Genomic DNA, 13,632 nt, shown 5'->3' on the forward strand with positions numbered 1-13,632 from the left:
ATTACTATGACGGAATACGTTGTCTCTTTGGATAAGCTGTGCATGGAGGATGTCGGCAGAGTCGGTGGCAAGAACGCCTCATTGGGTGAAATGCTACAGAATCTGGCTCCGCTGGGTGTAGCTGTTCCAAGTGGTTTTGCAACAACCGCCGATGCCTACAGAGAGTTTCTGGCTCATGATGGCTTGCAGGACCAAATCAACGATCTTTTACGTGATCTTGATGTCGATGATGTGACTGCCTTACAAAAAACCGGTCGTCAAATCCGTGACTGGATTATGACGATCCCGTATCCAGCGGCTATGGAAAAGGCGATTGATGAAGCCTATGCCGCACTGGAAAAAGAATACGGTGCTGAAACCAGTTATGCCGTTCGCTCTTCAGCCACTGCTGAAGATCTGCCGGATGCCTCTTTTGCCGGTCAGCAGGAAACTTTTCTGAATGTTTCCGGACTCGACAATATCAAGAAACAAATCCGTGAAGTGTTCGCGTCTTTGTTTAATGACCGTGCCATTGCCTACCGCGACCATCAGGGCTTTGATCACAGTGAGGTGGCTCTGTCTGCCGGTGTGCAGAAAATGGTTCGGTCTGACATCGCCAGCGCCGGTGTAGCTTTCTCGCTGGACACCGAAAGTGGTTTCCGTGATGTCGTGTTCGTAACCGGCAGTTACGGTCTTGGTGAGATGGTGGTACAGGGGGCGGTCAACCCGGACGAATTCTACGTTCACAAAGAAACACTGGCTGCGGGCCGTCCTGCAGTATTGCGCCGTACCGTCGGCCAGAAAGCCATCAAAATGGTGTATTCAGGTGATAAGGCCGCTCCGGTAAAAACCATTGATGTGGAAGGTAATGACCGCCTGCATTTCTGCCTGACCGACAAAGAGGTGGAAGAGCTGTCAAAAATGGTGGTTACCATCGAGAAACACTACAAACGCCCGATGGACGTTGAGTGGGCCAAAGATGGTAACGATGGCCGCATCTATATTGTTCAGGCCCGCCCTGAAACCGTTCAGAGCCGCAGCAAAAACATTCGTGAATCCTATCTACTGAAAGAGAAGGGCGAACTGCTGTCAGTCGGTCGTGCCATCGGCAGCAAGATCGGTCAGGGTAAAGTGCGTCTACTTAACAGCCTGGACCAAATGGACAAGTTTGAAGTTGGCGATGTCTTGCTGACCGATATGACCGATCCTGACTGGGAGCCGATCATGAAACGTGCATCGGCCATTGTCACCAATCGTGGCGGCCGTACCTGTCACGCGGCGATCATCGCGCGTGAACTGGGTATTCCAGCAGTCGTCGGCTGTGGCGATGCCACCGAGAAAGTTGCTGAAGGCAGTCAGGTGACCGTGTCCTGTGCGGAAGGTGACGAAGGTAATATTTATAAAGGTCTGCTCGAATTCGAACATCGCGTCGAAGAACTCGATAACATGCCCGAACTGCCGGTCAAGATCATGATGAACGTGGGCAATCCGGATCGTGCTTTCAGCTTTGCACAGCTCCCACACAAAGGTGTGGGTCTGGCGCGTCTTGAATTCATCATCAACAACATGATCGGTATTCACCCGAAAGCGCTGATGAACGCTGATCAAATGGAAGGTGAAGTTAAACAGGCCATCGTAGAACGTACCACTGCCTACGGCGACCCGGTCGAGTTCTATATCAGCCGTATTGCGGAAGGCGTATCAACCATCGCGTCTGCCTTCTATCCGGAAACCGTGATTGTCCGGATGTCTGACTTCAAATCGAATGAGTATGCCAACCTGATCGGTGGCCCGCTGTTCGAACCGCATGAAGAGAACCCAATGATTGGTTTCCGCGGTGCTTCACGTTACACTTCAGAAGACTTTGCTGAATGCTTCAAGCTGGAAGTTGAGGCAATGAAACGGGTTCGTGATGAAATGGGCCTTACCAACGTAGAACTGATGATTCCGTTTGTGCGTACCACCAAAGAAGCTGAATCAGTCATTAAGATCATGAAGGAAAATGGTCTTGAACGTGGTAAGAACGGTCTGCGCGTGATTATGATGTGCGAACTGCCATCAAATGCGGTTCTGGCTGCGGACTTTCTCGAGTATTTCGACGGTTTCTCTATCGGCTCTAATGATATGACTCAGCTGACGCTGGGGCTGGATCGTGACTCTGCGCTGGTGGCAGATTCCTTTGATGAACGTAATCCGGCAGTCCTGAAAATGCTGGATATGGCCATCAAAGCCTGCCGTGATGCCGGTAAATATGTCGGTATCTGCGGTCAGGGCCCGTCTGACCATCCGGATCTGGCAGAGTGGTTGTTGGAGCGTGGTATCAGCAGCATCTCACTGAACCCGGATACCGTGGTCAGCACCTGGCAGAGATTGGCAGAAATCAGTGCTAAAAAATAAAAGCGATATTTGGCAAAGCCCGGTCTATCCATTCAGGCCGGGTTTTGCTAATATACTCGCCGTCGTTAACCAAGTCCTTTCGGACACTCCCAAACGTTAACACTCATACAGTCGGGGCATGGCGCAGCCTGGTAGCGCACCTGCATGGGGTGCAGGGGGTCGTAGGTTCAAATCCTACTGTCCCGACCATTATCTCTTTCATCTAAGTCTTTAATTTCACACTCTCTCTTATCATATTTAAAAGTGTGACTTGTATCACATTCTGTAATAGGTTAAGTTTGCCCCATCCAATTAATTCAATCAGGCAGGGATAACCGCCCACTTCATGTGAGGATTTGTATGGAAGCAAGAGCCGAGTCTGAATGTGGCCAATTAATGAGCTGGGGCTTATTTGAGGTCATTGAAAGCGGTGAAAAACACATTATCGGCCATGCCAGCGCCTATGGTTTTGATGTCATTACCCAGGAACTGGTGCATGTTGATTTCAATCCCAAAACCAAAACCGGGATTGCTGTTACCAAAACCGGCATTCTCTATCACTTGCAGGGCAAACCGCTGAAATTTGGTGTCAAAGGACATCAACAACTTAGAGAATTTGTGCAGATTCATAACTGCAGCATTAAAGTGCTAAAAGTCTGATTCTGATTCCCCCCGTCTGATTTATCGATGTAGCTTGACCTACTTCACGTAAATTTCGCAGCAAACTGATAAGCTCGACTGCGAACTATCAATGACAGTTCACTCCACCTTCTAAACCAGTTCATTCCCGGTGAACTGGTTTTTTTTGCCATAACAGACAGAAAGAACATACCGATAACAGGCTGAATGAGACAAGGAATAGTCAGGCAATCATGAGCTTTATTGCAGCCTGAATCGTCAAAGGTTTTTTATGCAGTTTTTTCAATGGATAAAAAAGAAATAATACCAGTCAGACCTTATGCTGACGGTCACTGACCTGTCGTCAGCTCCTATCTGCGCGAAACTCCTCTCTGAGGAGGTGGGGTGACATCTTCGGATGTCACCCTTTTTTTATGCGGCACTATGTATGCCATAATATTGCATACAAAATAACAGGCGAAAGTCATGATCATTCCCTGTGCATTGAGTATCGTTACGAAATAATCCCTTAAGATAAAAAATCAATTCAAAAAATGATTGGTCCTGCAAATCGTTTACTGTAGAATTGTATGCATATTTTCTACATACATAATAACGATGGCAACCTGGCAACCGCATCTTCAGGCAGAAGCAGGAAAAAAATATCTCGGCATCGTCAGTGCGCTGGAAGCGGATATCTATGCCGGCCGCATCCGGCCAGGGGACCGGCTGCCGTCGCAGCGCGCGATTGCAGAAGCGCTGCAGGTCGATTTAACCACCGTGACCCGCGCTTTCAACGAGGCCAGGCGCCGCGGTCTGGTGGAGGGTAATAAAGGCAGTGGCACCTACATCAGAGATTCAGTCCAACAGCAATTAATGGCTGAAAAGCAATCGATGCTGGATCTCAGTATGAATAATCCGCCTCAGCCATTAAGTGCTCAACTGCAACAGCGTGTGCCTGATGGCATTGCCGGGCTGATTGCTGATGAGCGCAGAATGTTGCAATTACAGTATCAGGACAGTGCCGGAAACCCGGCCGATCGCGAGGCGGCTGTGCATTGGCTTCAGCAACGCAAAACACAGGTGGACACCGAGCGGGTGTTAATTGCTGCTGGGGCCCAAAGTGCTCTGTTTGCCATTTGTAAATGTCTTGTTCCTGTCGGGGCCACGCTATTGACTCCCGAATACAGTTATCCCGGCCTCAAGGCTGTTGCAGAGCAACTGGGCATCCGCTTGCAGGCGTTGAGCTGTGATGCTGAGGGCATCATCCCGGAAGCGTTTGAAGCCGCCTGTCTGACGGGTGAGGCAAAAGCGGTGTATCTGATACCGGCCCTGGATAATCCGACTACGATTACGATGACTTCGTCCAGAAGACAGGCACTGGCCGATATTGCCCTGCGCCACCAGATCGCCATTATCGAAGACGATCCGTATTCACCGTTGCAGACCCAATCCATTGCGTCATTTGTCAGTTTGTTGCCCACCCAGACCTGGCATATTGCTACATTATCGAAATGTGCCACGCCGGCACTGCGGGTCGCCTTTGTGATCACACCGGGTAGCCAGCAGAGCAGTCAGTTGGCTGCCGTTTTGCGGGCGACGAATTTAATGGCACCGCCGTTAATGTGCGCGCTGGTCACCCGCTGGATTTATGACGGTACGCTGGATGCTATCGCCAAAGCTATCCGCCTGGAAAACAACCAGCGTCAGGAATTGGCGGCTGAGTTGCTGGCAGGGCATTGTTTTGCTGCGGATAAAGATGGCCATCATATCTGGTTGACTCTGCCGTCCCACTGGCAGGCTGATAACTTTGCCAAAGCCGCATACAGTCAGGGAGTGACGATTGTGCCGTCCAGTCAGTTTGCCATTACCCAAACACCTATCGAAGCCGTCAGAGTTTCTTTGGGTATCGCAACGGACAGCGATGCACTCAGGCGAGCCATAACCATTCTGGCTCATTTAATCAGTCAGACCGAGCAGCCCCAGCGGGTGGTGGTGTGACGACCCGCCATGATTTTTACAGCGAACAGGTAAACCTATGTCCGTGAATGATATGCATAATGTCGAGAATGCCTCGAATATTTACGAAGAAGTCGCCGACTGGCACATCAATACCGGCGAAGAGAAAGTGGTGGCCAAGCGGCTGAAAGGGCGTTTTCGTCTGCGTAAATGGATGGGGATGTCAGTCTGGTCGCTGTTTTTCCTGGTACCCTACCTGCGCTGGGACGGCCAGCAGGCCATTTTATTTAATATTCCCGACCGCCAGTTCCGCTTTTTTGAGCTGACCGTGTTTCCGCAGGATATCTGGATGCTGTCGCTGACCCTGCTGTTTTTTGCGATCTTGCTGGCAGCAGTCACCAGTGTGGCAGGGCGGGTTTTTTGCGGCTACTTCTGCTTCCAGACGGTCTGGACCGATATCTACACCTATATCGAAACCAAACTGGAAGGCGACAGCCCGCAAAAAGCGCACAAATTCAAACAAGCGCCATGGACGCTGGATAAAAGCTGGCGTGTGCTGACCAAACACAGCCTGTGGATAGCGATTGCCCTGCTCACCGGCCTGTCATTCTGTGCCTGGTTTACTGATGCCTATCAGCTATGGGGCGATATTTTCACCCTCGAAGCCCCCATGCCGGTCTGGGCCAGCATTGCCGTGTTTGGTGTCTTCACCTACGGCTTTGCCGGCTTTATGCGTGAACAGGTCTGCTTCTGGCTGTGCCCCTATGCCCGTTTGCAGGGCGTCATGTACGACCAGGACACCGTGCTGCCGGCCTATGATGCCGAGCGGGGTGAACCCCGTGGCAAGCTCAAAAAAGGCGTGGTTGACGGCAGCAAAGGCAGCTGTATTGACTGCAAAGTCTGCGTTGCCGTCTGTCCGACCGGCATTGATATCCGCAAGGGTCAGCAGGAAGGCTGTATCACCTGCGGTTTATGTATCGACGCCTGTGACAGCATCATGGACAAGACCGGCCAGCCACGGGGACTGATCCGTTATGCCAGCTACAAGGAACTGCATCACGACCAGAACGTCCTACCGATGTATAAACGGCCGCGGGTCATCATCTACAGCCTGATTTTACTGCTGGCCCTGAGCGGTATCGTTTATGGCTTTACCACCCTGTCACCCACCGAATTCAAAGTCATCCATGACCGTCAGCCGCTGTATGTGAGGCTCAGTGACGGCTCGATACAGAACAAATACACGCTGAAGCTGCTCAATAAAACCCAGCAGGCGATTACCGTGAATTACAGTGTGAGCGGTCTGACAGGAGCCAGCCTGCATGGCATGGAGCAGGAAGTGATTGTCGAGCCGGGACGGGTGGTGCCGGTCACGGCGCTGGTGAGGGCACCGGCAGATGTGACTGAAGATGGTCTGGCCCCGATTACCTTTGAGGCCACGGTCAGAGAGAAGCCTGAGTTGAGTACTACCTATAACAGTATGTTTATGACGCCGGAGTAAATGAGGAAACAATGAGAATTTCACAGGAAAATCCACAGGCTTTACGTAACCCCTGGGTCTTGGGATTACTGGCTTTTTTGTTCGTGTTTCTGTCTGCAAATGCCGTCTTTATCTATCTGGCGTTTTCGACGCCTCCTAATCTGGTGGTGGAAAACTTCTACGAGAAGGGGGAGGCGTATGCCGAAACCCAGGAACGTATTGACAGACAAAAAGCGCTTGGCTGGTCCGGTATGCTGATGGTACCGACCACTTCAAGAGTCAATCAGACGCAGACTTATGAAGCCATGATTACAGGTAAGAACTCAGCCGGTCTATTGCTCGATTCGGTGAAGTTTTTTGCTTATCGTCCATCCGATGCTGATGCTGATTTCGCCGTTGATATGCAAAAATCGGGGCACGGCAGTTATCAGGCGGATGTGAGCTTCAACCTGCCGGGTACCTGGGATATTATCGTCGAAGCCAAACGCGGTGAGGATGAATTTATCATCAGCCGCCGTATTCGTATTGATCCCTGATTATTTTTGTCTTGTTGATGGCGACAAAACGACTGTCTGCCGGGTATGACTGTGTCTGATTTGTGTTATCACTGCGGCCTGCCTGTCGAGGATGCGGGCAGTTTTACTTCGACTGTAGCGGGGCAGGAGCGAGAATTCTGCTGTCATGGCTGTCAGACGGTATGTGAGACGATCTATTCCGCCGGTCTGGAAGGCTTTTACAGCAAAACAACCCGTAGCGATACACTGGCACCACCACCGGTGGTAGCCAAAGAACTTGATGCTTACGATCTGGATGAAGTGCAGTCTGATTATGTGGACTCTATGGGACCACAACGCAGCATTCAGTTGCTGATCGAGGGCATTCACTGTGCCGCCTGTGTCTGGCTGATTGAGAAAGCACTCAAACGCCAGCCGGGCATTATCGATGCCGAAGTCAACCTGACAGCCAAACGCCTTAAGCTGCGCTGGGATAACAGCCAGATACGGTTATCACAGGTGATGCAGCTCCTCGCTGATATCGGTTATGCTGCGGTACCCTTTGATCCGGAAACGGCTGAAGGGGCGCTGGCGCGTCGTCACCGTGGTTTGCTCTACCGCATGGCTTTTGCCGGCTTTGCGATGATGAACATGATGTGGATTTCGATCGCCTTGTATGCCGGCGCTGATGAAGGCGAATTCCGTCAATGGTTCCACTGGATTGGTTTTATTATTGCCACGCCGACGCTGTTGTACTCCGGTTATCCATTTATCAAAAACGGGCTGACCGGTCTTAAGCACCGCTACCTGACGATGGATTTACCGATTGCCATCGGTGCCACATCGACTTATCTGTATTCGACCTATGTGACTTTCACCGCCTCGGTCACCGGCCAGGTTTATTTCGACACCGTGGTTAACTTTTTATTTGTGATCCTGGTCGGCCGTTACCTGGAGGCTATTTCCAAACGCCGTGCTTTATCGGCCACCCAGCGCCTGCTGGAATTACAGCCCAAGCTGGCCAATTTGGTGGAGGGTGAGGAAGTTCGCATCGTACCAATTCGCCATGTCCGCATCGGCGATGTTCTGCTGGTTAAACCGGGCGGCAGTGTGCCGGTCGACGGCGTGATTGTGTCCGGTGAAAGCGCGGTTAATGAGTCGATGCTGACGGGAGAATCCCTGCCGGTGCCCAAGCAGGCCGGTGATCACGTCGTGGCGGGTAGTATCAACGGTGAAGGCGCATTCCGGGTGCGCACTGAAGAAGTATTAAGAAATACCGCGCTGGCGAAGATTGTGGCCCTGATGGATGAAGCGCAGGCGTCGAAAGCACCGATTCAGAGCCTGGCGGATCGGATTGTGCCGTGGTTTGTTTTGGCAACCTTAACACTGGCCAGCATCACTTTTCTTTATTGGTGGCAGTTCGATTTTGAGACGGCTTTGCTGGCAGCGACCTCAGTGTTAGTGGTGACCTGTCCCTGTGCGTTTGGTCTGGCCACACCGATGTCGGTGGCTGTAGCGACAGGGGCCGGGGCCGCGCGCGGCGTGCTGGTCAAGCAAGGCGAGGCACTGGAGCAACTGTCACGGGTTAATCATGTGGTTTTTGATAAAACCGGCACGCTGACCGAGGGCAGACTACGGGTAACCACGATTCAGCCATTCTCTGCTATGAGCGAGTCCGAGTTGTTACGACTGGCCGCGTCGGTGGAACAGCATTCTGAGCATGGGGTTGCTGCGGCGATTTGTGAAGCAGCCAGAGAAAAGCAGCTCCGTCTTCACGAAAACAGTGGTTTTGTATCGACACCGGGGAAAGGGGTAACAGCCAGGATTGAGAAACAGCAGGTCTACGTTGGTACGGCTGTCTGGTTACAGAGTCAGGGCATGACACTCTCAGCGGCACAGGTGCAACAACTTGCCGCAATGGAAAAGCAGGGTGTCAGTGGCGTTCTGGTTGCCATTGATGGTGAGATCGTGGGCTTGCTGGGTCTGGTGGATGAACTGCGTAAGGATGCGGTTGACACCGTTCGCTCCCTGTTGGCGGCCGGCCTTAAAGTGACTGTGCTCAGCGGCGATCGTCAAGCGGTGGTCGAGGCGGTTACAGCGCCTTTAGGTGACGTATCACGACAGGCAGAAGTGTTGCCGCAGGACAAATCAGCAGTCATCCGTCAGTTGCAGCAGCAGGGCGATGTGGTTGCCATGGTCGGGGACGGGGTCAATGATGCACCGGCATTGATACAGGCTGAGGTAGGTATGGCGATGGCTTCCGGTACCGATGTGTCGGTAGAGAGTGCGGATGTGGTATTGTCTCATCAGGAACTGAAAAAGGTCGTGGAAGCCCGTCTGCTGGCGACACGGACCCTGAAAACGATCCGGCAGAATATTGTACTGTCCATCAGCTATAACGTTATTATGGTGCCTTTGGCCATGATGGCGCTGGTCAGTCCGCTGGTGGCGGCGATAACGATGCCGATGAGTTCCTTACTGGTGATCGCAAATGCGGCCCGGATTGGCCGAGTTTTCAGACAAAGGGCTGGCTGATTTATTTGTTGTAAATCGCTTCCTGCACAGAGGGTATTATGGAAGTTATATATGGTTTACTGCCGGGCATGCTACTGCTGGGTATTATCGGCGTCGGTGTCTTTTTCTGGGCAGTACGCAACGGTCAGTATGATGATATGGATGGTGCGGCCAACCGGGTGCTGCTGGACGATGATGATGAGAATCAGGATAGCGGCCGGAATAACCGCAGTGAAGGGCAAGCTGATGACACAGAGCGCTCTTCCCACAAAAACTAGTCTGCCGGTAATGCAGCATCACGTAACATGATTGGATTGGACGACGGGAAACAGGATGTTTAAAAACTGGAGTATCAAACGACAGCTCCAGTTCTGGGCGGGCACTACCGTCATTGTTGTCATTGTCATGGCCCTGCTGGCCAATTACGCCCATTCATTGATTGAATCATCACGACAGGCATTGTCAGAGACATTACTGCCGGTAGATGACAGCAGCCGACGCCTTAGTAGTGTTGTTAACGCATTGGGCCAGCGTCAGCGTCAGATATTGGCCAGCGAGAATCTGTTACAGCTGGAACAATTCGGTCAGCGGGATATACTGGAACAACAATTTCAGCAGAACTGGCTGCGCCTTGCGCCGCTATTTGCTGCTGATTCGGAACAGAAAAAGCACTTTGCCACCCTGTTCAGTTTCTATCAGGACTTTCTGGTTCTGGACACCGACCTGTTTACACATAAACAGCGTAATCTGACGCTGACTCAGCGAATTGCTCAGCACAGTGACGATATTAATATTCAGTCCGCTCAACTTCAGCAACAACTGGATGAACTGGCGACGCAGCTGGGTCAGCGCAAGCTACAATCAAGACAGGCTGTAGCGCAGAGTCTCAAGCTGTCGATCAGCCAATTGACTGCGCTTAATTACCAATCATTTCTGGCTGCCAGTGACAAAGATTTGCAGTTGTTAGCAGAACGCCTGTCCCCCCTGGCTAATGAGATAGAGCAGCAATCCACAATGCTGGGTGAGTCACTGCTCAGCCGGCCTCAGCTGTCAAAGCAGCTGGTGCAGATTCGCTATGACGCTCAGGTACTGTTTGATCTGCTGAGCGGCGAAGACGGTCTGTTCGCTTTGCAGGAACAGCAGTGGCTGGTCCGTGCTTTGCTGCGACAGTCTGAAACCACGGCAATGTCCGTCATGAAAGTGCTGACAGATCAAATTAATCAAGTCGCCGACGCTGTCAGTGAACGCACATATAATATGGTCACCGCCAATGTGCAGGAAGCGGATAAAACGCGCTGGCGGATTATTATCCTGAGTCTGCTGATCACACTGGCCATGATTATCTTTGCATGGCGCCTGTTTCGTAACATTCAATCCCCACTAAGTGATATTCGCGCTTCCATCCATGCTTTGTCCGAGGGGCAGTTTGCCACCAGGATGGCTGTGCCTGATTCCGGTAATGAGCTTTCGCTGCTGGCACGCGACTTCAACCAGTTTGCAGACAATACGGAACAGACGATTAGCGAGCTGCATGATGCCCGGTTGTCACTCGAGAACCGACGCAAACATATTCAGGCTATCCTCAACGGGGTGCCGGAAGCGATTCTCACATTAACGGATCGTGGTACCATTATTGACCTAAACCCCGCAGCGGAACAGGTCTTCGGTGCTTCGTCGGAGGCGTTGAGCGGACAGAGTGTGCTGCCATTTTTCAGCCAGGTTCAGCCCGTCGATTCGATGGCAACGCTGGCCGAATGCGTTGAAAAAAATCCCGAGTTTGAGGGCCAGCGAATGGATGGCAGCACATTGTCGATGTGGGTCTCTCTCAGCCTTATCAATAATGGCGATAATAAAACCTGGGTCGGTGTGATCTCTGATGTCACAGCCCGGAAACAGGCCGATCAGCGTTTACAGCAATTGACGGTCGAGCAGGATGCAATTCTGGAAAATGCCATTATCGGTATTGCCTTTATCCGTGACCGGCGATTTGTGCGGGTCAATCAGCGTTTCGAGCAGTTGTTCGGTGTTGACCGCGAGCAACTCGTTGGTCAGAGCTCCCGGGTGTTTTACCCAAATCAACAGGCTTACTTTCAGTTTGGTGAACAGGCTTATGCAGCACTGGCTTCCGGCGACAGCTATGAAGCGCAGCTGGAGCTGGTCAAAGCTGATGGCACAAAATTCTGGTGTGCGATTTCAGGCAAGGCTATCAACCCGGATAATCCGATGGACGGCACTATCTGGCTGTTTGAGGATGTCACCAAGCAGCGTGAAAATGAAGAATATCTGACCCGGCTGGCCAGTGTCGATTCACTGACCGGCCTGCCTAACCGCAATGTCTTTAATGACAGAGTCGAGCATGCCATTCATCGATCTCATCGAAGTGGTGGACGTCTGGCGGTGTTTTTCCTCGACCTGGATCATTTCAAAACCATCAATGATTCACTGGGACACCGGGCCGGTGATGTACTGTTGAAAGAGGTGGCGGCGAGAATAAAATCCTGTCTGCGTGAGGGCGATACCGTGGCACGTCTGGGCGGGGATGAATTCACTTTGCTGCTGGAAGATATCCGTTCCGCAGAATACGTCGGTAAGGTGGCGGAGAAAGTCATCGATGCCATGTCCAAGCCCTACAGCATTGAAGCTACTGAAGTCACCATCAGCCCCAGTATCGGTATCAGCCTGTATCCGGCGGATGGGCGTGACGGTGACATGTTGATCCGTAACGCCGATGCGGCGATGTATCACGCTAAGAAACTGGGACGCAACAACTTCCAGTTTTATTCGCTTGAGATGAATGCAGAAGCCGCCGAAAGGCTGCTGATGGAAACCGCTTTACGGCGAGCGGTAGATAATGATGAGTTACTGCTGCACTACCAGGCGCAGTATGATCTCGACTCCGGACAACTGATCGGGGCCGAGGCACTGCTGCGTTGGCATAACCCGGATTGGGGACATGTTTCACCGTCGCGGTTTGTCCCCATTCTGGAAGATACCGGTCTTATCGCTCTGGTAGGAGAGCAGGTACTGAGTCAGGCCTGTCAGACCTATCTGGAACTGAAGGAAGCCTTACCGCCGGAATTTATGATGGCCGTCAACCTGTCGGGTCGTCAGTTCAAGGGCGGTAATCTGGCTACTGATATTCGCCGTCTGCTCAAGCGCCATGGTATGTCAGCCGCCAACCTGGAGCTGGAAATCACGGAAAGCATGCTGATGGAAGATACCCAGCTCGCCACGCTGACACTGAAAGAGTTGAGTCAGATGGGCATCAGTCTGGCTATCGATGATTTCGGCACGGGTTATTCATCGCTGTCCTACCTCAAGCAATTCCCGCTGAATGTGCTCAAAATTGACAGCGCCTTTATCCGCGATTTGACCACGGACAAAGAGGATGCCGCCATTGTCGGTGCCATTATGGCCATGTCAGAGAGTCTGGGTTTAACCGTCGTTGCTGAGGGCGTTGAGACGGAGGAACAGCTGGCCTACCTGAAACAGCATCATTGTCAGCGGGCCCAGGGATACCTGTTGAGCCGGCCACTCGACAAAGCGGCCTTTGTTGAGCTGGTTCAGCAAACGATCAGCGTTTAGCGCGGTATATCAGCAGCGTTTTCTGTTCGCTTTGAAACAAGACGCTGAGGCCGATATCGGGATAAAACCAGGTTTCAGTCACGCGGCCATTTTCATCCCTTTCTGAGCGCTCGTTACGGGCAGGTTTACCGAAACGGCTTTGAATCATTTCCCGGTCCAGCCGGACAGAGGGAATATAGGTCAGGCCGATAACCGGCACACTGAGCAGGTACTGGCGGTCTTGGTCTGTCAGCTCATATTGATGTGCACCGCTGGGTTTCAATTCACCGGCGCCGGCGCGTGACTGCATCGCCTGCAGTTTGTCATTGCTTACCCCGAGGTTCATGATCAGTTTGGCAGAAAGTCCCGCCAGATTAATGCTGTCAAAATAGGCTTCGACACTGAGGCTGCCGTCAGGATCAACAAACAGTGCCGTCTTGCCGAAGACGCCCAGTTGTTGCTGCGCTGTTTTATAGTCAGTATCGCCAAGATGAATACCCAGTACACGGCTGTTACCATCCGGCATCACGGTCACTTCCCAGGGTTTCTCGGCGGGTGCCTGCGGTGACGGGATCAGCATCAGCGCAGCGATGCCGACAACAATCAGTAAAAGACCGAGTAAAACATTCCTCAAAATTCGCATAACTC

9 protein-coding genes and 1 tRNA gene are annotated in these 13,632 nt (G+C 52.0%); 9 read left to right on the top strand and 1 reads right to left on the bottom strand.

Features of this window, described 5'->3' with window-relative positions; all coding sequences use genetic code 11:
• The first annotated feature begins 6 nt into the window (after positions 1 to 6).
• The 9 genes from ppsA to FH755_RS12200 all read left to right on the top strand — a co-directional run bounded on the left by ppsA (position 7) and on the right by FH755_RS12200 (position 13,005).
• Positions 7 to 2,376 (top strand): phosphoenolpyruvate synthase, encoded by a 2,370-nt coding sequence (gene ppsA, locus FH755_RS12160; RefSeq protein ID WP_292441387.1) that lies wholly within the window; start codon positions 7 to 9, stop codon positions 2,374 to 2,376.
• Positions 2,377 to 2,488: 112 nt separating this feature from the next.
• Positions 2,489 to 2,565 (top strand) — tRNA-Pro (locus FH755_RS12165).
• Between the two features lie 150 nt (positions 2,566 to 2,715).
• Positions 2,716 to 3,015: a hypothetical protein gene (locus FH755_RS12170; protein ID WP_292441388.1), complete on the top strand. Its 300-nt coding sequence runs from the start codon at positions 2,716 to 2,718 to the stop codon at positions 3,013 to 3,015.
• A 576-nt stretch (positions 3,016 to 3,591) separates the two neighbouring features.
• Positions 3,592 to 4,974 (top strand): PLP-dependent aminotransferase family protein, encoded by a 1,383-nt coding sequence (locus FH755_RS12175; RefSeq protein WP_292441389.1) that lies wholly within the window; start codon positions 3,592 to 3,594, stop codon positions 4,972 to 4,974.
• Positions 4,975 to 5,011: 37 nt separating this feature from the next.
• On the top strand, positions 5,012 to 6,433 hold the full coding sequence (gene ccoG / locus FH755_RS12180) for a cytochrome c oxidase accessory protein CcoG (protein ID WP_292441390.1): 1,422 nt from the start codon (positions 5,012 to 5,014) through the stop codon (positions 6,431 to 6,433).
• Positions 6,434 to 6,444: 11 nt separating this feature from the next.
• Positions 6,445 to 6,948, top strand: coding sequence for a FixH family protein (locus FH755_RS12185; protein WP_292441391.1), 504 nt, complete (start codon positions 6,445 to 6,447; stop codon positions 6,946 to 6,948).
• Positions 6,949 to 6,999: 51 nt separating this feature from the next.
• Positions 7,000 to 9,441: a heavy metal translocating P-type ATPase gene (locus tag FH755_RS12190; RefSeq protein WP_292441392.1), complete on the top strand. Its 2,442-nt coding sequence runs from the start codon at positions 7,000 to 7,002 to the stop codon at positions 9,439 to 9,441.
• A gap of 38 nt (positions 9,442 to 9,479) precedes the next feature.
• On the top strand, positions 9,480 to 9,698 hold the full coding sequence (ccoS, locus tag FH755_RS12195; protein ID WP_292441393.1) for a cbb3-type cytochrome oxidase assembly protein CcoS: 219 nt from the start codon (positions 9,480 to 9,482) through the stop codon (positions 9,696 to 9,698).
• 55 nt (positions 9,699 to 9,753) lie between these two features.
• Positions 9,754 to 13,005 carry an EAL domain-containing protein gene (locus FH755_RS12200; protein ID WP_292441394.1) on the top strand — a complete coding sequence of 1,084 codons (3,252 nt, stop codon included), beginning with the start codon at positions 9,754 to 9,756 and terminating at the stop codon, positions 13,003 to 13,005.
• On the opposite strand, the gene FH755_RS12205 is transcribed toward FH755_RS12200, so the two are convergent.
• On the bottom strand, positions 12,995 to 13,627 hold the full coding sequence (locus FH755_RS12205) for a lytic murein transglycosylase (RefSeq protein WP_292441395.1): 633 nt from the start codon (positions 13,625 to 13,627) through the stop codon (positions 12,995 to 12,997). The genes FH755_RS12200 and FH755_RS12205 overlap by 11 nt on opposite strands.
• Positions 13,628 to 13,632 lie beyond the last annotated feature (5 nt).

Origin of the sequence: Methylophaga sp. (genome assembly GCF_009711715.1) — a bacterium.
Taxonomy (GTDB): Bacteria; Pseudomonadota; Gammaproteobacteria; order Nitrosococcales; family Methylophagaceae; genus Methylophaga.